This is a genomic window from Novosphingobium sp. BL-S-34 (genome assembly GCF_056857015.1).
This window is the reverse complement of sequence record NZ_CM166472.1, coordinates 2,421,951-2,443,434: the sequence shown is the minus strand read 5'-3', so window position 1 is coordinate 2,443,434 and position 21,484 is coordinate 2,421,951. Positions and strand designations below refer to the sequence as shown.

Here is a 21,484-nt window from a genome sequence, read left to right as displayed (position 1 = left end):
GCACTTCATGATCGTAGAGCCCCTGATTTCCCGCCCCCTCACTTCCCGCCCCCTGATCGTCACCGGCACCGATACGGAGATCGGCAAGACCGTCTTCGCCGCGGCCCTGGCGGGTGCGCTCGGCGCCCATTACTGGAAGCCGGTGCAGGCCGGGCTTGAGGAAGACGGCGGCGATGGAGACCGTGTCGGGCGGCTTTCCGGCCTGCCCGCCAATCGCATCCTGCCCGAGGCCTATCGCCTTGCCACGCCCTGCTCGCCCCATCTCGCCGCCGAGATCGACGGGGTGGACATCGCCGCCGAACGTCTCGCCCTGCCGCAAGTGGAAGGCCCGCTGGTGGTCGAGGGTGCAGGCGGGGTGATGGTCCCCCTCACCCGCTCGACGACATATGCCGACCAGTTCGCGCGCTGGAATGCGCCTGTCGTGCTGGTGGCGCGCACGGTGCTGGGCACGATCAACCATTCGCTGCTCTCTATCGAGGCGCTGCGCAGCCGCGGTGTCGAAGTGCTCGGCGTGGCTTTCGTCGGCGATGCCGTGGAAGACAGCGAGGCCACCATCTGCGCCATGGGCCAGGTCCGCCGCCTGGGCCGCCTGCCTCGGCTCGACCCGCTGACGCCGGAGGCCCTCGCCCGCGCCTTCGCTGAAAACTTCAACATCGAGGATTTCACCGCATGACGTCATCGGTCTGGCATCCCTTCACACAGCACGGCCTTCAGGAGCCGGTTCCGCTGGTCACCCATGCCGAGGGAGCGCTGCTCCACACGGCGGATGGCCGGGCGGTGGTGGATGCCGTGTCCTCGTGGTGGGTGACGACGCACGGTCATTCCCATCCGCGCATCAAGGCCGCCATCGCGGAGCAGGCGCAGAAGCTCGACCAGATCATCTTCGCCGGATGGACTCACGAGCCGGCCGAACAGGTCGCGGCGGGCCTGCGCGCCATCATGCCCGACAGCCTGACGCGGGTGTTCTTCTCCGATTCGGGATCGACCAGCGTGGAAGTGGCGCTGAAAATGGCGCTCGGTTACTGGCACTGGCGCGGCGAGGGGCGCCACCGCATCGTCGTGATGGAAAATTCCTACCACGGCGACACGATCGGCGCGATGTCGGTGGGCGAACGCGGGGTGTTCAACCAGCCTTACGCCCCGCTGCTGTTCGACGTCGGCCGTATTCCCTTCCCCGCTGCCGGCGCGGAACAGGCGACGCTCGACGCGCTCGAAGCGCTCTGCCGCCAGCCGGATACCGCCGCGCTGATCGTGGAGCCGCTGATCCTCGGCGCGGGCGGCATGCTGGTCTATTCGCCGGCGGTCCTCGCGGCGATGCACGAAATCTGCGCCCGCCACGGCGTACTGTTCATCGCCGACGAAGTGATGACCGCCTGGGGCCGCACCGGCACTCTTCTCGCGTGCGAGCAGGCGGATATCGTCCCCGACATTCTCTGCCTCTCCAAGGGCCTGACCGGCGGGGCGGTGCCGCTGGCCGTCACCATGGCGAGCGAGGCCATCTACGAAGCGCACTATTCCACCGACCGCGCGCGGATGTTCTTCCATTCCTCCAGCTATACCGCGAACCCGATCGCCTGCGCCGCCGCCGCCGCCAATCTGGCGGTCTGGCGCGAGGAGCCGGTTCTCGAACGGATTGCCGCGCTGGCCGGCAAGCAGGCGGGCTGGATCGAAAAGCTCGGCCAGTTCTGCCACTTCGACAATCCCCGCAGCCTGGGCACCATCGCCGCGCTGGACCTCAGGACCAGCGGCGCCAGCGGCTACATGAGCGACCTTGCCCCGCGCCTCATGGCCTTCTTCCGCGAACGCGACGTGCTGCTGAGGCCGCTCGGGAACACCGTCTATGTCATGCCGCCCTACTGCATCACCGACGATCAGCTTGCGCAAGTGTGGGATGCCATCGGCGAAGCGGTGATTTCGTTCTAAGCGCCGGCCACGCTTTAGGAGCGGGCACAAGGCCGATATTCCAAGGGTCCGGGGAAACGTCCCCGGGGCTTTTCCTCTACTCGTCGACGTCGAAGTGATCCGGCAAAAGTCCGGCCAGGCGCCGCCGGTGCATTTCCTCGAAAGCCGCCTCCACCCGGCGTGTATAGACCGCGGTGCGAAACAGCGGTGCCGTCAGCCGGTTGGCGGCGAGGCGATCACGCAATGTCCCAAGCGCGTCCGGGTCTCGCGCCAAGGCCAGCGCCGCCGCCTCGTAGGCGTCGCGGTCCGGCACCGCCAGTGCCGGAAGGCCGACGGCATGGACGAGGCTGGCCGCCACCCGCGCGGCGAACTGGCGTCCGGCCATGGTGAGGACGGGCAGGCCGCCCCAAAGCGCGTCACTGGCCGTTGTATGGGCATTGACCGCGAAAGTATCGAGAAACAGATCGGCCAGCGCCAGGCGCCCGAGGTGCTCGCCATGCGGAACGCTCTCGGCAAAGACCAGCCGCGCCGGATCGATGCCGCGCGCCGCCGCCTCTCGGCGCAGGTTCTGCTCCGCCCAGGGATTGGAGCGCAGCAACCAGAGCACGCTGCCCTCCACGGCGCCGAGCAGCCGCATCCAGATCGTGAACGCGCCCGGCCCGATCTTGTAGGTATGGTTGAAACAGCAGAACACGAACCCGTGCTCTGGCAGGCCCCAGGCCCTGCGCCCGCGCCGGTCCGGCACGATGATGCGGCGATCGTCGTTCGCCTGATAGCTATGCGGCAGCCGCACGATCTTCTCGGTGAACCAGACCTCCTGCCCGGGCGGCAGCGAAACGGCGTCGGCGATGAAGTAGTCCATGCAGGGATGGCCCAGGGTACCCGGATAGCCCATGTAGCTCACCTGCACCGGCGCCAGCCTGCGGCCGAACAGCGCCGTGCGCGTGCCGCGCGTATAGCCCTTGAGATCGACCGCGATGTCCAGCCCGTCCGCCCTCGCCCTGTCGACGACAGCGGCATCGGCCAGGTGCCCGATCTCGATGAAGGCATCGACCTGCCCCCGCAAGGCGGCGCGCGCGGCATCGCCTTCGCGGCGCGGGCCATAGCTGTAGAGGCGAATATCGAAGCGGCTGCGATCGTGCTCGCGGAACAGGCCGCTCATCAGGTACATCGTCGCGTGATCGTGAAAGTCCGCCGAGAAGTATCCGATACGGATGCGTCCATCGCAGGAAGGCGCCGGATCGGGAAAGCTCTGCGGCCCCTCCGTGAATTTCACCGCCGCGCAGGCCAGCGAGCGGCGATACTGGTAGCCGGGGTCGTCCACGAAAGGCAGCGCCGCGAACGGCTGCACCGCCGCGGCCGAAGGACTGTCCGTCAGGGCGAACTCGGCCCGGCGGCGCCAGTCGCAGATGTGCGCTTCCTCGAACAAGGCCTGCAGAAGCGCTGAGCGGTCGTCGGGAACGAGCGTCCAGGCCTTGCGGAAAGCCGCGATGGCGTCCGGCAGTGCGCCCTTCAGCACCAGCGCCTTGCCGCGATTGACCTCCGCCTGCGTACCGGCAGGCTCGGCCTCCAAGGCACGGTCGTAGGCAGCGAGAGCCTCGTCCAGGCGGTCCAGCAGCAGCAGTTCCCCGCCCATGTTGTTCCAGGCCAGGGCATGACCCGGCCGCAGCGCGACCGCACGGCGATAGGCGGCGACCGCCTCTTCCCGCGCCCCGCGCTTGGCAAGCAGGTTGCCCAGATTGTAATGTGCCTCGGTATAGCCGGGATCGAGCGCCACCGTCCGCGCCAGTTCCTCTTCGGCCTCGTCCCACCGCGCCTGCGCGTCGAACAGATTCGCCAGGTTGAAGCGCGCATCGGCATAGTCCGGGTGGCGCGCGATCACCGCGCGGTAGATTTCTTCCGCCTCGGCCGACCGATTCTGGCGGCGCAGCGTCACGGCCAGGTTGTTGCGGCAGGCGGCGGCATCCGGGTCCAGCGCTATGGCGCGCCGAAAAGCGGCTTCGGCCTCGGGCAGGATACCCAGCGCCAGCAGCGCCGCGCCTTGCAGGTTGTGGACGGTGAAGCTCTGCGGAAAGACGCCGGCCAGTCGGGCGCCCTCCCTGGCGGCTTCGTCCATGCGGTCGGAACGATAGGCGGAGACCATCGCCGCGAGTTCGCCGGGGGCCGGGTCGGCCTGCGCCGCATCCAGCGCCTGAAGCGCCGCGCGTGCCCGACCGTTGCGTGGAAACCGATCCAGCGCCTCGCGGTAGAGCGCGCGGGCGGTCTCGGTCTCGCCCCGCCTGGCCGCGCCTTTGGCCTTGATCAGCAGTGCTTCCAATCCGCCCACGTTTCCCTCCGCCGATTGCAGCGGACGGGGTTAGGCGAACAGGGTTCACGCCGGATAAGCGCGCGATTAGGGACATCCACCTGGTGTGGATGTTCGCGATCTGGAATGTCTGGATTTCCACCGAAGGAAAACTGGAGCGGGCGAAGGGATTCGAACCCTCGACCCCAACCTTGGCAAGGTTGTGCTCTACCCCTGAGCTACGCCCGCTCTGGCGTTTGGAGACTTCCGGCTAACCGGAAATCCCTATGTGAACTGGAGCGGGCGAAGGGATTCGAACCCTCGACCCCAACCTTGGCAAGGTTGTGCTCTACCCCTGAGCTACGCCCGCTCTGACGTTCAAGACCTGCTGGCGTAACCGGCAGGTCCGGGGTGGAGGCGCGCCACTAGCAGTGCCTTTTGAGGGCCGCAAGAGGAAAATCGAAAGAATTTTCAGAAGCCCCGCAGAACCACACCTAACTGGACATGAACCCTTCACAAATCCGTCCCGAAGGACGATCTAGGGTGCCATTCGTTTTTCACGGGAGCACGTATCTTGGCCAGCATGGGTCTCAACCTCGACGAACAGAAAGCGGTCGACCGGTTCCGCAAGACGGTAGCCGAACCGTCGATGACGCAGTTGGTGATCCTCGATTTCTGGGCCGAATGGTGCGGCCCCTGCAAGGCGCTGACGCCGGTGCTGGAGAAGGTCGCCGCGGAATATGCCGACAAGGGCGTGATCCTTGCCAAAGTGAACGTCGATGAAGAGCAGTTCATCGCCTCGCAGTTCCAGGTGCGCTCGATCCCCACGGTCTACGCGATTTTCCAGGGGCAGCCGGTGGCGGACCTCACCAATGCCCGCACCGAATCGCAGCTCAAGCAGACGCTGGACCAGCTTCTGACCCAGCTTCCCATCCAGCCGGGCGGCGCGGAGCCGCAGCAGGATCTCGCGCCGCTGATCGCCATGGGCGAGGAAGCCCTGGCCGGAGGCGACGGCGAACGCGCCGCCGCCATCTTCATGCAGATCCTCGAAATGGCGCCGGACAATGGCGAAGTGCTCGCCGGGTTCGTGCGGGCACTGGTGCTCGCCGGTCGCCTTGACGAGGCCGAGCAGGTTCTCGCCAGCCTCGAACCGGAACTGGCGGCCGATCCGCAAGTCGAACGCGCCCGCACTGCGCTTGCCCTTGCCAAGGACAAGCCCGAGGACAGCGAACTCGCCGCCCTGCGCGCTGCCGCCGCCGAGCGCCCGGCCGACATGGAAGCGCAGCTTGCGTTCGCCAACGCCGCCTTCGCCGCGGGTGAGCGCGACGCGGCCGCCGATACGCTGCTGCGCATGGTCGCTGCCGACCGCGAATGGAACGAAGGTGGCGCGCGCGCCAAGCTGCTCCAGATCTTCGATGTCACCGGACTTGAAGATCCCTGGGTGTCCGCCACCCGCCGCAAGCTCTCCACCGTGCTGTTCGGCTGACGGTGGCGCGAATCACCATCTTTCCGCTCCCGGGAGCGGTGCTCTATCCGGGGCTGCAATTGCCGCTCCATATCTTCGAGCCCCGCTACCGGGCGATGGTGAGCGACGCCTTGGCGCGAGATCGCCGCATCGGCATGATCCAGCCGCAGCGCCCGGCCGAAGGCGCCCCGCTGTTTTCAGTGGGCTGCCTTGGCCGCATCGGCGATGTCGAGGCACTGGAAGACGGCCGCTTCAATATCGTGCTCACCGGCGAATCGCGGTTTCGCCTGCTGCGCGAACTGGATGTGCCGACCCCGTTCCGCCAGGTCGAAGCCGAACTCCTTGCCGAGCGCGACGATGAAGTGCTCGCCCCGATCGAGCGCGCCAGCTTCGAACGGGAAGCCAAGCGCTTCGCGGATGCCCAGGGCTATGCGGTGGACTGGGACCAGGTCGGGCGGCTCGACGATCAGTCGCTGATCAACGGCGTCTCGCAGATCGCGCCTTTCGATGCCGCGGCCAAGCAGGCCCTGCTGGAGGCGGAAACCCTGCCGCTCCGCTGCGAACTGCTGGTGCAACTGATGCAGTTCTTCGGCCGCCACTCGGACGACGATGACGCCGTGACGCTGCAGTAGGGTTAAAGCTGCGCCTACGCGTCCCGGTTCTGCCTGTCCCCGGCAATCGGCGCCGCTCGAAAGCGTGTCCTAGCGCTTGTCTTGACCGGGTAACCTGGCCTAACTCTCCAGCACGCGTGAGCGCATGTAGAGTTCGTCCGCTTCGCGCGGCGACATACCGTCGCTGCCGTAGCGTTCCGCCAAGGAGTCGATCTGCCGCTGTTCCTTGCGCAGACCCCTGCCTTCCTGCTTCGACAGACGACCCGACTCCCGCCCCTCGCGAATGGCCTGATCCGCCTTGCGCAAGTCTATGCGGTAACTTGCCTCGTCGGCGGTCTGCCGGGCCGCGTCAGGGGAGGCGTCGCCGGGCCTTGGCGCCGGGGGACCGACGATCTGCGCCTCGGCAATGGACGCGGCCAGAAGCAGCGCTCCAGCGAAACCGGCAGACAGCAAGCGGAGCATCGCACCCTCCTTTTGCGGCAGAGAAAGGCAAAGACTGCCCTCAGGCGCTGAACCCGCGATGAATTCGCCTTATTGCAGAAGGACCGTCTTCACCCCGTCGATCACATATTGCGCCGCCAGCGCCGCCAGCAGCACGCCCAGCAGCCGCGTGATGACGGCTTCGACTTTGTCTCCCAGCACCCGCATGAGCGGTCCGGCAGCGGCCAGGGCGGCGAAGCTCAGCAGCATGACCGCGACCATGGCGGCCAGGATCGCCATGGTCTGCTCCGCCCCGTGCGCGCGGGACGTGAGCAGCATGATCGTCGCGATCGATCCCGGCCCGGCCAGCATCGGCATGGCCATCGGGAAGACCGAGACGTCGTCGATCTCGGGCGTCTCGGCATTGTGAGCGATGATCTTCTCGGCCCGCTCCTCGCGGCGCTGGGTGCGCTTTTCGAAGACCATGTCGATGGCGATCATGAACAGCATGATGCCGCCGGCGATGCGGAAAGCGTTCAGCTCGATGTGGAGCGCGCCGAGCAGGCGCGCGCCGAACAGCGCGAAGACCACCAGGATGGCGCTGGCGATCATGCAGGCGCGTGCCGCCATGGAGATCGCCTGCGAACGGCTGGCGTCGGCCGAAAGTCCCGCATAGATCGGCGCGCAGCCGGGGGGATCGATCACCACGAATAGCGTGACGAAGGCACTGAGGAAGACTTCATACATGCCGTTCGTTGCCCCTAGTTCCGGTCTTTCGGCGCGGCAACTTCGCTGCGCAGCACTTCGGTCATCGCCCCGCTCTTCTTCATCGATACGGCCAGCCAGCGCGAGTGATCGGCTTCGACATGGTAACGCCACGTCAAGGTGCCGTCCTTCGAGCGCCCCCGGCCGTCCATGCCGGGCGCGGCCTTTTCGCGGTCCCGCTCGACCAGCAGCTCGTCGCCCGGTCCGCCGGCGCAATCGGCAACGGATGCCGAAAGCATTTCCGGTTCCTTGAGCGGCTGCGCAAGCGCATCCCCCTGGTCGAGAACCCAGCGATAGTCGCCTTTCTTGCGCTGCTGCCAGATCGTCGTGAAATAGCCCACCGTGCCGTCGGGCTGCTGCCAGGCGCCCTTGGTCACGCCCATAGTGCCGTCGCAGCTCATCCAGACCTGATGGGCCTGCCACTGCACCGGCGCCGCCGGCTCCTTGCGGCCGCTGAGCCATTCCTTGGCGCGGACGGGTTCCGGCACGAACATCACGGCTTCATCGTCCGCGAATTCGTCGAAGGCCTTCCATTGGCCCTTCTCGCGCGCCGTTCGCGCGAAAGCGATTTCGGCGGCGACAAGGGCGCTGGGATTGGCCGTGCCGTTACCCGGCGCATATTCCGGTCGGCGCCGGGCATCGGCCGGGCCGGCGGCCAGCGCGAAGAGCGCCAGCCCGCCCGCGACAGCGGCCAGGACCCGGGCCGGCGGCCGGTTCAAAGGGCGCTCTCGTCCAGCGCCAGGCCCGCGCTGCGGTGCGCGGCGACGATCGTGTTGCGCAGCAGGACGGCAATGGTCATCGGACCGACCCCGCCGGGGACCGGGGTGATCGCCCCGGCAACCTTGGCTGCCGAAGCGAAGTCCACATCGCCCACCAGCCGGGTCTTGCCTTCCTCGGCGCCCTGGTCGGTACGGGGAACGCGGTTGATACCCACGTCGATCACGGTGGCGCCGGGCTTGATCCAGTCGCCCTCGACCATCTCGGGACGGCCGACGGCGGCCACCACGATGTCGGCCCGGCGCACCACGTCGGCCAGATCCTTCGTGCGGCTATGCGCCACGGTGACGGTGCAGCTTTCCGCGATCAGCAACTGCGCCATCGGCTTGCCGACGATGTTGGAGCGACCGATCACCACGGCATCCAGGCCCGAAAGCGAGCCGAGCCGGTCCTTCAGCAGCATCACGCAGCCCAGCGGCGTGCAAGGCACGAAGCCCGGCAGGCCGGTGGCGAGACGCCCGACATTGACGACGTGGAAACCGTCCACGTCCTTGTCGGGATTGATCGTGGCAATGACCTTTTGCTCGTTCATGTGCGCGGGCAGCGGCAACTGGACGAGGATGCCGTCCACCGCCGGATCGGCATTGAGCTGCTCGACCACGGCCAGCAGGTCGGCCTCGGACGCGTCTGCAGGCAGCTTGTGCTCGAAGCTTTCCATGCCCGCCGCCACGGTCTGCTTGCCCTTGTTGCGGACATAGACCTGGCTGGCCGGGTCTTCGCCCACCAGCACGACCGCGAGGCCCGCCTTGCGGCAGGCCTTCGCCTCGAAATCGGCCGCGACGGCGGCGATGCGGGTGCGCAGGCCCTCGGCGAAAGCCTTGCCGTCGATGATTCTGGTGTCTGCGCTCATGTCAGGCGTACGCCATTGGCTGGAGGATCATGATGAGGACGTTGAGGCCGATGATCAGCACCATCGGCGAAAAGTCGATCCCGCCGGTATTGGGCATGATGCGCCGGATCGGGCTGAGGATGGGATCGAGCAGCGCATTGAGCGCGCGCCAGATCGCCTCGACGAACCGATTGTGCAGGTTGACCACGTTGAAGGCGATCAGCAGGCCCAGCACGAACTGCACGAGCACGAGGGTCGTCAGGATCTGGACGAGGTAGATAAGGGCGTTGATCACACCGCCGAGCATGGGCGTGGGGCCTTTCTGAGGAATGGAGCGTCCGCCTGATAGCCGAGGCGGGGGGCGGGGAGCAAGCGCAGGAGAGGACCGGAAGGTCCGAGCAATGCTCGGTTACAGAGCAAGGGGCCGAAAGCCCGGCGAACCCCGCCTGCCGCGGCCTCTCGGCCGGGCGCCTGCGGGATTTGCTGCGAGAAATTACCGGGTGACGGTCGACATCCGTTCGATGCGCCAGTTGAGCTGTTGCTCGCTGGCGCCGGGCAAGTCGTTGATACGGCGCAGCACGATGCTGCCGCGGCGCGAGGGGCGGCCATCGGCGAAGTCCAGCACCACCGGCGCCTCGTAATAGAGCGTACCGGCTGCATTGCTGCTGTCGCCGCGGCCCAGCGCGATGCGCGGGCCGGCATCGCCGCCGAATTCCTCGGCCAGGCGGCTGGGCGTCATCTGCGCGTCGAGCGTCCAGGCCTTGGCGGCATCGTCCCAGTCGCCGATGCGCAGGGCATTGACGTAGTAGCGCAGGAGACGTTCGGGATCGCGGCGTTCGCCCAGCGCGGTCTGGTCGAGCTGGGCTGCAAGGCCATTGGTGGCCGCTGCGGTGGCATCGCCGGAAGGTTCTTCGCTGGCAGCGATCGCCTCGCTCGCAGCGCTGGTCGGATCGCTGCTGGATTCGGCCACCGGCTCGCCATTGCAGGCCGCAAGCAGGAGGATGATGGCCGAAACGGCGCCGGCGATGACGAGGGTATTACGCATGTGGCTCGAAGTGCCTTTCAGCCCGATAGTTCCTCTTTGCAGTTCTGGCCCAACCGGAACAGACCGAACCTGAACAGTTTTGGGCCTGAACAGATTTGAGCCGGAGCGAAATCAGCCTGCGCGGATCAGCGTTCCGGCGCCTTCCTGCGTGAATATTTCCAGCAGCATGGCATGCGAAACCCGCCCGTCAAGCACGACAGCCGCCTCGCAGCCGGCCTCGACCGCGTGGATGCAGGTTTCCAGCTTGGGGATCATGCCGCCGGAAATGGTGCCGTTGCGCTGCAGGTGGACGATGTCGGCCGGGGTCAGGTCGGTCAGCAGCTCGCCCTGCTTGTCGAGCACGCCGCGCACGTCGGTGAGCAGGAACAGGCGCGAGGCGCCCAGCGCTGCAGCGACGGCACCGGCCATGGTGTCGGCATTGATATTATAGGTCTGCCCGTCTTCGCCCGGGGCGATCGGCGCGATCACTGGGATCATGCCGGCCGAGGAAATCGTCTCGATCACGCTGATGTCGATATGGGCCGGTTCGCCCACGAAGCCGAGGTCGACGACACGCTCGATATTGCTGTCGGGGTCCTTGGCGGTGCGCTGCACCTTGCTGGCGGTGACGAGACCGCCGTCCTTGCCGGAAATGCCCATGGCCTTGCCGCCGGCCTGCGCGATCCAGCCGACGATTTCCTTGTTGATCACGCCCGAGAGGACCATTTCGGCCACTTGCGCGGTCTGCTTGTCCGTGACGCGAAGCCCGTCGACGAAGCGCGATTCCACGCCCATGGTCTTGAGCATGGCGCCGATCTGCGGGCCGCCGCCGTGGACGACCACCGGGTTGATGCCCACCGCCTTGAGCAGGACCACGTCTTCCGCGAAATCGCGCGCCAGTTCGGGGTCGCCCATGGCATGGCCGCCGTACTTCACGACGAACGTGCGACCGGCATAACGCTGCAGGTAGGGCAGCGCATCGACGAGCGTCTCGGCTTTCGAGAGCATGGCGGGATCGTGCGGAATCGGCATGGGCCGCTATTAGACCCCTGCGTCAGGAATTAAACCCCAATTCCGGGGAAAAACGACCGATTATTTCGCTCCCGCCCCGTCGGTTGCCTGTCCAATCTTGCGGCCGTGCAAAATGGGCGTTCGCCCGTCTCGTTCCCCCAACAACGACTTGCGCCGCTGCCGACAGAATGCGCCCGAAGCGGATTTCAGGTCAGACGCCGTCCAGCTTGCGGCCCAGCTTCACGAAGAGCCAGATGAACGGGGGCACCATGATCGTCGAGAGCACCAGCTTGGCGATGATCTGCCCGCCCATGATGTCCCAGATCGGCAGGACCCCGGCGAAGGAGATCGTGATGAAGATCAGCGTGTCCACCACTTGCGACAGCAAGCTCGCGATCCAGGCGCGCATCATCAGCATCCGCCCTTCGCGACCGGCCGAAAGGCGCGAGAACACGGTGACGTTCAGCGTCTGCGAGACGCCATAGGACACCAGCCCGGCAAACTGCATGCGGGCGCCCTGCCCCAGGAGGCGGGCATAGGCTTCCTGATCGTCCCAGAACGGGGCAGCCGGGACGACGTGGATCACCAGCGTAAGCAGCGTCATCGACACGATCAGCGGGATGAAGCCGAACCGGACCAGCCGGTTGGCGACTGCCGTGCCGTGCAATTCGGCCACCGCACTCGACAGCACCACCAGCAGCAGAAACGCGAAAATCCCCGATTCGACGGCCAGGTCGCCGAAGACCGGCCAATGTCCGAGATAGGCGATCTTGATGCCCAGAACGCCCGCCAGGACGACCAGTCCGCCATAGAGCGTGGAGAACACGAACATCGAGCGGGGAATGGCGATGGCGCGGGATTGCGCGCTTGCAGGGGCTTGCGGTTCCATGACGATGCTCTAACGGGCGCGGAACAATTGCACTAGCCGTCATGGATGCGCGCCTCTAGGTTTGCGCACAGATTCAGCACGTATTTTCGGAGAAACGGGGACGATGCACGTCGCCTACAGTCTGCTCGGCATCGTTCTCATCATGGCCGTCGCCTTTCTGCTCTCCACCAACCGCCGGGCGATCCGTCTGCGCGTGGTGGGCGCGGCCTTCGCGCTGCAGGCGGGCCTGGCGGCGCTCGTGCTCTACGTTCCTTTCGGCAAGGACCTGCTTGGCGGCGCGGCAGCCGGCGTGGAAAGCCTGCTCGGCTATGCCCACGCGGGCGTCGACTTCCTGTTCGGCCCGCTCGCCAGCCCCGAGATCGGCGGCCACAGCTTCGCCATCTCGGCCCTGCCGGTAATCATCTTCTTCGCCTCGCTGATCTCGATCCTCTACTATCTCAAGATCATGCCGCTGGTGGTGCGCTGGATCGGCGGCGGGCTGGAGAAGCTGACCGGCATCAGCAAGGTGGAGAGCCTCTGCGCGGCCTCGAACATCTTCGTCGGGCAGAGCGAAGCTCCCTTGGTGATCCGCCCCTACCTGGCCAATCTCAATCCCTCGCAGCTGTTCTGCGTGATGAGCGTCGGCCTGGCCGGCGTGGCCGGCACGATCCTGGCCGCCTATGCCTCGATGGGCATCCGTATCGACTACCTGGTCGCCGCCGCCTTCATGTCGGCGCCGGGCGGCATCTTCATGGCCAAGATGATCATGCCCGATCCCCGCCCCGGACAGGTCCAGACCATCGCGGGCGAAGAGCTTGCCGTTCACGAGAGCACCCTGCCCCCCGCCGGTGCCGCTGCCGCCGCGCTCAACCGCGCCGACGTGACCCACTTGCCCGGCGTCCACGTCGATGAGCCGGAAGCGCTCGAGCACGAGGAAGAAAAGCCCGCCAACATCATCATGGCCGCCTCGCAAGGCGCCCAGACCGGCGTGAAGCTGGCCGTGGCCGTCGGCGCCATGGTGCTGGCCTTCGTGGCGCTGATCGCGCTGGCCAACGGCCTTGTCGGCTGGATCGGCGGACTGTTCGGCTTCAGCGGCGTGACCTTCCAAGGCCTGCTCGGCTACATCTTTGCGCCGGTGTTCTACCTGCTTGCCGTGCCGGACTGGAACGAGGCCATGCAGGCCGGCAGCCTGTTCGGCAGCAAGATCGTGCTCAACGAATTCGTCGCCTTCATCGACCTCGGCCAGATGACGGCGCTCAGCCCGCGCACCGTGGCCGTCGTCACCTTCGCGCTTTGCGGCTTCGCGAACTTCTCTTCTATCGCCATCCAGATGGCCGTCACCGGCAGCCTCGCCCCCAACCAGCGCCCGATCATCGCCCGGCTCGGCGTGCGCGCGCTCTGCGCAGGCAGCCTCTCGAACCTGATGAGCGCGGCACTGGCCGGCCTGTTCCTCGGCCTGAGCTGAGATTTTTTGTCCGGGCTCACGCCCGGAAGCGGCACCGGCCCACGCTCCCACCCGACCTCCTATCAGGATATACTAGTGGGAGGTCGGGTGGGGGCGTGGGCCGGTGCCGCAAGCCTTCGACGGATGTCGAAGGCGCACCCAACAAAGACTCGGGCCGGTGCCGCGAGCCATTCGCGGAGGCGAATGGCGTACCAAACAATTGCCTCCCGCCGCGCGGCGCCTATATCGGGGGGCATGACCATGACCGATCCGCGCTCGCTCCTCTATCGCCAGCTTTCGCCCGAGGACGCCCAGGCGCTCGCCGCCGAGACCTTGCGCAATTGCGAGGACGGCGAACTCTACATGCAGTTCATGGCCACCGAGGCTTTCGGCTTCGATGACGGCCGCCTGAAAACGGCCGACTATTCGCGCGACGCCGGTTTCGGCCTGCGCGGTGTCACCGGCGAGATGACCGGCTTCGCGCACGCCAACGAGATTTCCCCCGCCGCCATCCGCCGCGCGGGCGAGACGCTGCAATTGCTCGACCCGGCAGGCGCCGTGCGCGCCGCGCCGCCGCAGAAGAGCAATCGCCACCTCTATACCCATGTCTCGCCGCTCGACCTCGTGCCGTTCGAGGAAAAGGTGAAGCTGCTGGAGACGATCGACGCCGCCGCGCGCGCCCGCGATCCCCGCGTCTCGCAAGTCAGTGCCAGCCTCACCGGCCAGTGGTCGGTCATCGAGATCGTCCGTCCCGACGGCTTCATCGCCACCGACGTGCGCCCGCTGGTGCGCCTCAGCGTCTCGATCGTCGCGGAAAGCAACGGCCGCCGCGAAACCGGCTCCTTCGGCATGGGCGGCCGCCATCTCTACGACGCGCTGTTCGACCCGGCCAACTGGAACCGCGCCATCGATACCGCGCTGAACCAGGCGCTGGTCAACCTTGAAAGCGTCGACGCCCCGGCGGGCGAGATGACCGTGCTGCTCGCACCCGGCTGGCCCGGCGTGATCCTCCACGAAGCCGTCGGCCACGGCCTGGAGGGCGACTTCAACCGCAAGGGCACATCGGCCTTCGCCGGCCGCATCGGCGAGCGCGTCGCCGCGCCGGGCGTCACCATCGTCGATGACGGTTCGATCGCCGACCGCCGTGGTTCGCTCTCGATCGACGACGAAGGCACGCCCACGCAGGAGACGGTGCTGATCGAGGACGGCATCCTCAAGGGCTACATGCAGGACCGCATGAACGCGCGCCTGATGGGCGTCGATCCCACCGGCAACGGCCGCCGCGAGAACTACGCCCACGCCCCGCAAGTCCGCATGACCAACACTTTCATGGAGGCCGGCAACGACGATCCCGCCGAACTGCTGTCGCGCATGAAGAACGGCATCTTCGTGAAATCGATGGGCGGCGGCCAGGTCGACATCGTCTCTGGCAAGTTCGTGTTCTCGTGCAACGAGGCCTACAAAGTGGAGAACGGCAAGCTCGGCGCGCCGATCAAGGGCGCCACGCTGATCGGCGACGGCCCCTCGGTGCTGACCCGTGTCACCGGCATCGGCAACGACCTCGAACTCGATCGCGGCGTCGGTGTCTGCGGCAAGGGCGGCCAGAGCGTGCCGGCGGGCGTCGGCCAGCCCACCCTGCTCATCGAGGGCATCACCGTGGGCGGTACGGCGTAACCGCCGCACGTACCTGACGTCCTAAGGAAATCCCCGGGTTTACGCCTGCCAGGCTTCAGCCCATGTTCAGACGAAACGTGGCATAAGCGCGATCTAGGGTTGGGAAAGTGAGGTAGAGACCATGTCACTGAAGCATGTCGTCGGCTCCACGCTGATCGCGGCCAGCCTGCTGGCCGCGCCCACCGTGTTCGCACGAGAAAAACTGACCGGCGAACAGCAACTCGCCAAGATCCTAGATGGCCGTGTCGCCGGAAAACCGGTGACGTGCATTCCGCTGAACCAGGCGCAAAGCACGCAGATCATCGACAAGACCGCGATCGTCTACCGCGTGGGCAGCACCTATTACGTGAATCGCCCCACCAACGCCGATCGGCTCGATTCGGACAATATCCTGGTGACGAAGCTCTATTCGAGCCAGCTCTGCCGCCTCGACACCGTGCAATTGCGCGATCGGACCACGCCCAGCATGTGGAACGGCTTCGTCGGCCTTCAGGACTTCGTGCCTTATACGAAGCCGAAAACCACGTCTGCCAAGTAACCGAATAGAGAAGTTCCGCGAAAAGGGCGGCTGCGGAAACGTCCGTGGCCGCCTGATGCGTCTTGGAGCGGGCACCTGACGCGCCGGACCATCTCGCTCTGGATTCTCGGCCTGCTCTATGGCGCGGCGGGTATTCTGCACCTCGCGCTGCCCGGACCGTTCGTCGCCATCGTTCCGCCTTGGGTGCCTGCCCCCGCCCTGGTAGTCGCCCTCACCGGAATTGCCGAGATCCTGGGTGCAATCGGCATGCTGCAACCGGTCTCGCCCGCGCTGCGCCAGGCTGCAGGCTGGGGCCTTGCCGCCTATGCCCTCTGCGTCTGGCCCGCCAACTTGCAGCATATGCTGATCGACCTTGTCCACCCCGGTCGCGGCCTGCCCCTCACTTACCATGTCCCGCGCCTTGCCCTGCAGCCGGTGCTGATCTGGTGGCCACTGTGGGCCAGCGGCGTAACGGACTGGCCCTGGCGGCGGCGCTGACCTAGTCTTCCGCTCCCGCCCTGCCGCGCCCATCCCAGGAGACCCGCTTCATGGCGCTCGCCCGAAGCACAATGCCCTCGCCCATCGGCGAACTCACCCTGATCGCCAGCGATTCCGGCCTCGTCGCCGTGCTCTGGGAGAACGACAATCCGGCCCGCGTTCGCCTGGAAGAGACCGAGGATGCCCACGACCATCCCGTCATCACGGCGGCCAAGGCCCAACTCGGCGACTATTTTGCGGGCAAACGGGAAGTGTTCGACCTCCCGCTCGATTTCCGCGGCACGGATTTCCAGAAAAGCGTCTGGGCCCAACTGCTCGCGATACCATTCGGCGAGACGCGCAGTTACGGCCAGATCGCATCCGCGCTTGGAAATCCCGGCGGTAGCCGTGCGGTAGGCGCGGCGAACGGCCGCAACCCGATCTCGATCATCGCCCCGTGCCACCGCGTCGTTGGCGCCAACGGCACCCTCACCGGCTTCGCCGGCGGCCTTGAGGCCAAAGCGTTCCTGCTGAGACTGGAAGGCCCCCGCACCCTGCTCTGAAACGAGAAGAGCCGGCACCCTGCAGGATACCGGCCCTTCGAACCTCAGCGCTTTAACGCGATCATTCCCACTCGATCGTGCCGGGCGGCTTCGAGGTGTAGTCGTAGACGACGCGGTTGATGCCCTTCACCTCGTTGATGATGCGGGTGGCCACGCGCGAGAGGAAAGCGGAGTCGAACGGGTAGATGTCCGCGGTCATGCCGTCGGTCGAGGTGACCGCGCGCAGGGCGCAGACGTTGTCGTACGTGCGGCCGTCACCCATTACACCCACGGTCTTGACCGGCAGCAGCACCGCGAAGGCCTGCCAGATCGCGTCGTAGAGACCCGCGTTGCGGATTTCCTCAAGGTAGATCGCATCGGCCTTGCGCAGGATGTCGCAGCGTTCGCGCGTCACTTCGCCGGGAATGCGGATCGCCAGGCCCGGCCCGGGGAACGGATGGCGACCGACGAAGATGTCGGGCAGGCCCAGTTCGCGGCCCAGCACGCGGACTTCGTCCTTGAACAGTTCGCGCAGCGGCTCGACGAGCTTCATGTTCATGCGCTCGGGCAGGCCGCCGACGTTGTGGTGGCTCTTGATCGTCACCGAAGGGCCGCCGGTGAACGAGACCGATTCGATCACGTCCGGATAGAGCGTGCCCTGCGCCAAGAACTCGGCACCGCCGATCTTCTTCGCTTCGTCCTCGAAGACGTCGATGAAGGTCTTGCCGATGAACTTGCGCTTGGCCTCGGGGTCAGTGACGCCGGCCAGGCCGTTCAGGAACAGCGTCGAGGCATCGACGTGGACCAGCGGGATATTGTAGTGGCCGCGGAACAGGCTGACGACCTGCTCGGCCTCGCCCATGCGCAGGATGCCGCCGTCGACGAAAACGCAGGTCAGCTGGTCGCCGATCGCTTCGTGGATCAGCAGCGCCGCAACCGCCGAATCGACGCCGCCCGAAAGACCGCAGATCACGCGCTTGTCACCGACCTGGGCGCGGATTTCGTCGATCTTGGTCTTGCGGAACTCCGCCATGGTCCAGTCGCCGGCAAGGCCGCAGACGTGGCGCACGAAATTCTTCAGCAGCTTGCCGCCATCGGGCGTGTGCACGACTTCGGGGTGGAACTGCATCGCGTAGATGCGCTTCTCGTCGTTGGCGATCACCGCGAAAGGCGCGCCTTCGCTGGAGGCGACCGGGCGGAAGCCGGGGGCCAGGCTGGTCACCTTGTCTCCGTGGCTCATCCACACCTGGTGCTTTTCGCCCTTGGACCACAGTCCATCGAACAGCGCGCAGTCGTCACCGATCTCGATGAAGGCGCGGCCGAATTCGCCCGAATCGCCGGAAAGCACTTCGCCGCCAAGCTGGTGCATCAGCGACTGCTGGCCATAGCAGATGCCCAGCATCGGCAGGCCGCTTTCGAGAATCTCGTCCGGAATGCGCGGCCCGCTGTCATCGAGCACCGAGGCCGGCGAGCCCGAGAGAATGACGCCGGCCGGTTTCATGCGGGCGAAAGCTTCCTTCGCGGCATTGAAAGGGGCGATCTCGGAATAGACGCCGGCTTCGCGCACGCGGCGGGCGATAAGCTGGGTCACCTGACTGCCGAAGTCGACGATCAGGATGGAATCGGACGGCTGTGAAGTCTGGCCAGAAGTCTGATTAGTCATGGGCGGCCACTATAGCGGGATAGTGCAGGTGTCCAGTATCCGCGGGCGCCCCCGCGCCATTTTGACCCATCGGCACGCCGCTGCATGCAATTGCAAAACATGCAAGCAATATTGTTTCTTTCGACGTTGTGAAAATTCCAAGAGCGCCTATCTCGCACCTGCAGCATGACGACGAGAAGCGCCATGCATGCGACAAAAAACAGAACAAGAAGTTTGCAGGAGCAATTCCATGACCATCGTCGAAAAGACGTTCGGTTTCGCTGCAGCGCTGGGTGTGAGCGCTCTGGCATTTGCCGTCACCCTCATCTGAGGCCGGCATTTCCGACAAGACAGAAGGGCGGCCCGTGTGGCCGCCTTTTTTGTTGCCTGCCCGGCAGGGGCGCCTTCCCTCTCTCGTGAGCGGGGTGCAACTTTTCGCAACTCGGCGCTGTCTGGCGGCGGATCGGCGCAAGCGGCTCCGTCTCTTGTGGAAAAGCCCCGAGGCGGACCCGGTTTTGCTTGGGTTTGCGCCCGTCAAACCCTATATGCTCGCCATGGCAAGCACCGAAGATAACACGCCCGCGACCGCAGCCGCCGATGCCAACGTTTCCGACAGCGGCAAGAACCAGAACAGCTACGGCGCGGATTCGATCAAGGTCCTCAAGGGACTCGACGCGGTCCGCAAGCGTCCGGGCATGTACATCGGCGATACCGACGATGGCTCGGGCCTGCACCACATGGTCTTCGAAGTTTCGGACAATGCCATCGACGAGGCACTGGCAGGTCATTGCGACCTCGTGCTGATCGAACTCAACGCCGACGGATCGGTGTCGGTGGAAGATAACGGCCGCGGCATTCCCACCGGCATCCATGCCGAGGAAGGCGTCTCGGCCGCCGAAGTCATCATGACCCAGCTTCACGCGGGCGGTAAATTCGAGAACACCTCGGACGACAACGCCTACAAGGTCTCCGGCGGCCTGCACGGCGTCGGCGTCTCGGTGGTCAACGCCCTGTCCGAATGGCTGGAACTCACGATCTGGCGCGAGGGCCAGGAACACTGGATGAAGTTCGCCCATGGCGACGCCGTGGCCCCGCTGGAAGTGCGCGGCGTGGCCCCCAAGGTCAGCGACAATCCGGACGACAACGGCTTCAAGAAGGGCACGCGCGTGACCTTCCTGGCCTCGACCGACACGTTCAAGAACGTCACCGAATTCGATTTCGACAAGCTGGAGCACCGCTACCGCGAGCTGGCCTTCCTCAATTCCGGCGTGCGCATCAAGCTGCGCGACAAGCGCCATGAGGAAGCGATCGAGCACGACCTCTATTACGAGGGCGGCATCGGCGCTTTCGTGAAGTATCTCGATCGCAACAAGCAGGCGCTGATGCCCGAGCCGATCGCCATCGGCGCGGACAAGGACGGCATCGGCATGGAAGTCGCTCTGGAATGGAACGATTCCTACTACGAGAACGTGCTCTGCTTCACCAACAACATCCCGCAGCGCGACGGCGGCACCCACCTTGCCGCTTTCCGCGCCGCACTGACGCGCACGCTCAACGGCTACGCAGAACGTTCGGGCCTGCTCAAGAAGGAAAAGGTCTCGCTATCGGGCGAGGATATGCGCGAAGGCCTGACCGCGATCGTTTCGGTCAAGCTGCCCGATCCCAAGTTCTCGTCGCAGACCAAGGACAAGCTGGTCAGTTCGGAAGTGCGCCAGCCGCTCGAAGCGCTCATGGCCGACAAGATGAGCGAATGGCTGGAGGAAAACCCAGGCCACGCCAAGACCATCATCCAGAAGGTGGTAGACGCCGCCGCCGCGCGCGAAGCCGCCAAGCGCGCCCGCGAACTGACCCGGCGCAAGGGCGCGATGGACATCGCCTCCCTGCCGGGCAAGCTGGCCGACTGCCAGGAGCGCGATCCCAGCAAGTGCGAACTGTTCCTGGTCGAGGGTGACTCCGCAGGCGGCTCCGCAAAGCAGGGGCGCGACCGCAAGATCCAGGCGATCCTGCCGCTGAAGGGCAAGATCCTCAACGTCGAGCGCGCACGGTTCGACCGCATCATTTCCTCGAAGGAAGTCGGCACGCTGATCCAGGCCATGGGCACGGGCATCCGCGACGACTTCAACCTGGAAAAGCTGCGCTACCACAAGATCGTCATCATGACTGACGCCGACGTCGACGGCGCGCATATCCGTACCCTGCTGCTGACGTTCTTCCACCGCCAGATGCCTGACATCATCCGCGCCGGTCACCTCTTCATCGCCCAGCCGCCGCTCTACAAGGTCGCCAAGGGCCGCAGCGAAGTCTACCTGAAGGACAACGCCGCGCTCGACCGCTATCTGGTCGAAGCCGGGCTGGCCGGCCGCGTGCTGGAAAGCAGCGGCGGCGCGCGCATGGGTTCGGACCTCGAAGCCCTGGTCGAACATGCGATCCGCATGCGCAACATCATGGCCTTCGTTCCCCGCCGCTTCGATCCGGTCATCATCGAGGCCCTGGCGATCGCCGGTGCGCTCGCACCCGATCTTTCGCCGGCCGATCGCACGGCCGCATTGAGCCGTGCCGCCGGCTGGCTCGATCGCGGCGACCCGGAAGCGCGCTGGACCGCGCGCCTCACCGAAGCCGGCAACCTGGAGATCGAGCGCCTCTGGCGCGGCGTCACCGATCATCACAAGATCGAGGCCGGCTTCATCGCCAGTGCCGAAGCCCGCAAGCTCGCCCGCATTGCCGCTGAAAATGCCGAAGTCTACGCGGCCACCGCGCGCCTCGTGCGCGCGGGCACCGAGACGGTGGAAGTCGAAGCCGTCGAAGGCGAGGAGGACGCACCCGCGACTCGCCCGGTCGCTGGCGGCGATACGATCAGCCGTCCTTCGCAACTGCTCGACGCCGTGCTGGCCACCGGCCGCAAAGGCCTGTCCATCCAGCGCTACAAGGGCCTTGGCGAGATGAACGCCGATCAGCTTTGGGAAACCACGCTGGATCCGGAAAACCGCGCCCTGCTGCAGGTGAAGGTCGAAGACGCCGACGTCACCGACGAAATCTTCACCCGCCTGATGGGCGACGTGGTGGAACCGCGCCGCGACTTCATTCAGGAAAACGCGCTGAACGTTGCCAACCTCGACGTTTGAGCAGGCCGAAAAACGGGCCTGAAATCAGGGGTATCGGGTAGGGAAACGGTTCTCGCAAAAAGAAACCGTTTTCCTACAGCCCTGCATCCGCCTTACTTGATCGGCCTTTC

At 65.9% G+C, this 21,484-nt stretch carries 21 protein-coding genes and 2 tRNA genes; 11 read left to right on the top strand and 12 right to left on the bottom strand.

Annotated features, from left to right (window positions below):
- The first annotated feature begins 7 nt into the window (after window positions 1-7).
- Window positions 8-673: a dethiobiotin synthase gene (gene bioD, locus AC1VV3_RS11665; RefSeq protein ID WP_482961823.1), complete on the top strand. Its 666-nt coding sequence runs from the start codon at window positions 8-10 to the stop codon at window positions 671-673.
- A complete protein-coding gene (locus AC1VV3_RS11660) occupies window positions 670-1,923 on the top strand; it encodes an adenosylmethionine--8-amino-7-oxononanoate transaminase (protein ID WP_482961822.1) in 1,254 nt (417 codons plus the stop codon). Before bioD ends, AC1VV3_RS11660 begins: the two co-directional genes overlap by 4 nt.
- A 76-nt stretch (window positions 1,924-1,999) precedes the next feature.
- On the opposite strand, the gene AC1VV3_RS11655 is transcribed toward AC1VV3_RS11660, so the two are convergent.
- The 3 genes from AC1VV3_RS11655 to AC1VV3_RS11645 form a co-directional block, all read right to left on the bottom strand.
- Window positions 2,000-4,228 (bottom strand): tetratricopeptide repeat protein, encoded by a 2,229-nt coding sequence (locus AC1VV3_RS11655; protein WP_482961821.1) that lies wholly within the window; start codon window positions 4,226-4,228, stop codon window positions 2,000-2,002.
- A gap of 132 nt (window positions 4,229-4,360) precedes the next feature.
- A tRNA-Gly gene (locus AC1VV3_RS11650) sits at window positions 4,361-4,435 on the bottom strand.
- A 46-nt stretch (window positions 4,436-4,481) separates the two neighbouring features.
- Window positions 4,482-4,556, bottom strand: a tRNA-Gly gene (locus tag AC1VV3_RS11645).
- A 213-nt stretch (window positions 4,557-4,769) separates the two neighbouring features.
- Between AC1VV3_RS11645 and AC1VV3_RS11640 the strand changes: the two genes are divergently transcribed.
- Together AC1VV3_RS11640 and AC1VV3_RS11635 are read left to right on the top strand one after the other, a co-directional pair.
- Window positions 4,770-5,672 carry a tetratricopeptide repeat protein gene (locus tag AC1VV3_RS11640; RefSeq protein WP_482962096.1) on the top strand — a complete coding sequence of 301 codons (903 nt, stop codon included), beginning with the start codon at window positions 4,770-4,772 and terminating at the stop codon, window positions 5,670-5,672.
- Between the two features lie 2 nt (window positions 5,673-5,674).
- Window positions 5,675-6,283 carry an LON peptidase substrate-binding domain-containing protein gene (locus tag AC1VV3_RS11635; protein ID WP_132268192.1) on the top strand — a complete coding sequence of 203 codons (609 nt, stop codon included), beginning with the start codon at window positions 5,675-5,677 and terminating at the stop codon, window positions 6,281-6,283.
- Between the two features lie 99 nt (window positions 6,284-6,382).
- Here the strand turns inward: AC1VV3_RS11635 and AC1VV3_RS11630 are convergent, their stop codons facing one another.
- The 8 genes from AC1VV3_RS11630 to AC1VV3_RS11595 all read right to left on the bottom strand — a co-directional run bounded on the left by AC1VV3_RS11630 (window position 6,383) and on the right by AC1VV3_RS11595 (window position 11,977).
- The gene (locus AC1VV3_RS11630) at window positions 6,383-6,724 is read right to left on the bottom strand and encodes a hypothetical protein (RefSeq protein ID WP_482961820.1); all 342 of its coding nucleotides are present in this window, start codon (window positions 6,722-6,724) and stop codon (window positions 6,383-6,385) included.
- Between the two features lie 69 nt (window positions 6,725-6,793).
- Window positions 6,794-7,429, bottom strand: coding sequence for a MarC family protein (locus AC1VV3_RS11625; protein ID WP_132268188.1), 636 nt, complete (start codon window positions 7,427-7,429; stop codon window positions 6,794-6,796).
- Between the two features lie 14 nt (window positions 7,430-7,443).
- Window positions 7,444-8,166: a hypothetical protein gene (locus AC1VV3_RS11620; RefSeq protein ID WP_482961819.1), complete on the bottom strand. Its 723-nt coding sequence runs from the start codon at window positions 8,164-8,166 to the stop codon at window positions 7,444-7,446.
- The gene (folD, locus tag AC1VV3_RS11615) at window positions 8,163-9,074 is read right to left on the bottom strand and encodes a bifunctional methylenetetrahydrofolate dehydrogenase/methenyltetrahydrofolate cyclohydrolase FolD (RefSeq protein ID WP_482961818.1); all 912 of its coding nucleotides are present in this window, start codon (window positions 9,072-9,074) and stop codon (window positions 8,163-8,165) included. The genes AC1VV3_RS11620 and folD overlap by 4 nt, the downstream gene beginning before the upstream one ends.
- 1 nt (window position 9,075) lies before the next feature.
- Window positions 9,076-9,360 (bottom strand): YggT family protein, encoded by a 285-nt coding sequence (locus tag AC1VV3_RS11610; protein WP_132268184.1) that lies wholly within the window; start codon window positions 9,358-9,360, stop codon window positions 9,076-9,078.
- Window positions 9,361-9,546: 186 nt separating this feature from the next.
- A complete protein-coding gene (locus tag AC1VV3_RS11605) occupies window positions 9,547-10,098 on the bottom strand; it encodes a hypothetical protein (RefSeq protein WP_482961817.1) in 552 nt (183 codons plus the stop codon).
- 111 nt (window positions 10,099-10,209) lie between these two features.
- Window positions 10,210-11,109 carry an acetylglutamate kinase gene (gene argB / locus AC1VV3_RS11600; protein ID WP_132268181.1) on the bottom strand — a complete coding sequence of 300 codons (900 nt, stop codon included), beginning with the start codon at window positions 11,107-11,109 and terminating at the stop codon, window positions 10,210-10,212.
- A gap of 190 nt (window positions 11,110-11,299) precedes the next feature.
- Window positions 11,300-11,977, bottom strand: coding sequence for a queuosine precursor transporter (locus tag AC1VV3_RS11595; protein WP_132268179.1), 678 nt, complete (start codon window positions 11,975-11,977; stop codon window positions 11,300-11,302).
- 103 nt (window positions 11,978-12,080) lie between these two features.
- Between AC1VV3_RS11595 and AC1VV3_RS11590 the strand changes: the two genes are divergently transcribed.
- The 5 genes from AC1VV3_RS11590 to AC1VV3_RS11570 all read left to right on the top strand — a co-directional run bounded on the left by AC1VV3_RS11590 (window position 12,081) and on the right by AC1VV3_RS11570 (window position 16,631).
- Window positions 12,081-13,421 (top strand): NupC/NupG family nucleoside CNT transporter, encoded by a 1,341-nt coding sequence (locus AC1VV3_RS11590; protein WP_132268177.1) that lies wholly within the window; start codon window positions 12,081-12,083, stop codon window positions 13,419-13,421.
- Between the two features lie 234 nt (window positions 13,422-13,655).
- Complete coding sequence (gene tldD, locus AC1VV3_RS11585) at window positions 13,656-15,074, top strand: metalloprotease TldD (protein ID WP_482961816.1); 1,419 nt, start codon at window positions 13,656-13,658, stop codon at window positions 15,072-15,074.
- Between the two features lie 121 nt (window positions 15,075-15,195).
- The gene (locus tag AC1VV3_RS11580; RefSeq protein WP_482961815.1) at window positions 15,196-15,612 is read left to right on the top strand and encodes a hypothetical protein; all 417 of its coding nucleotides are present in this window, start codon (window positions 15,196-15,198) and stop codon (window positions 15,610-15,612) included.
- Between the two features lie 75 nt (window positions 15,613-15,687).
- Window positions 15,688-16,089: a DoxX family protein gene (locus AC1VV3_RS11575; protein WP_482962095.1), complete on the top strand. Its 402-nt coding sequence runs from the start codon at window positions 15,688-15,690 to the stop codon at window positions 16,087-16,089.
- A 50-nt stretch (window positions 16,090-16,139) separates the two neighbouring features.
- Window positions 16,140-16,631, top strand: a complete 492-nt coding sequence (locus AC1VV3_RS11570) for a methylated-DNA--[protein]-cysteine S-methyltransferase (RefSeq protein ID WP_482961814.1) — start codon at window positions 16,140-16,142, stop codon at window positions 16,629-16,631.
- Window positions 16,632-16,692: 61 nt separating this feature from the next.
- On the opposite strand, the gene guaA is transcribed toward AC1VV3_RS11570, so the two are convergent.
- Complete coding sequence (gene guaA, locus AC1VV3_RS11565) at window positions 16,693-18,273, bottom strand: glutamine-hydrolyzing GMP synthase (protein ID WP_314468203.1); 1,581 nt, start codon at window positions 18,271-18,273, stop codon at window positions 16,693-16,695.
- A gap of 187 nt (window positions 18,274-18,460) precedes the next feature.
- On the opposite strand from guaA, the gene AC1VV3_RS11560 reads away from it, so the two are divergent.
- Window positions 18,461-18,583, top strand: a complete 123-nt coding sequence (locus AC1VV3_RS11560; RefSeq protein WP_465127889.1) for a hypothetical protein — start codon at window positions 18,461-18,463, stop codon at window positions 18,581-18,583.
- Window positions 18,584-18,806: 223 nt separating this feature from the next.
- Window positions 18,807-21,374 (top strand): DNA topoisomerase (ATP-hydrolyzing) subunit B, encoded by a 2,568-nt coding sequence (gene gyrB / locus AC1VV3_RS11555; protein ID WP_482961813.1) that lies wholly within the window; start codon window positions 18,807-18,809, stop codon window positions 21,372-21,374.
- The last annotated feature ends 110 nt before the right edge of the window (window positions 21,375-21,484 follow it).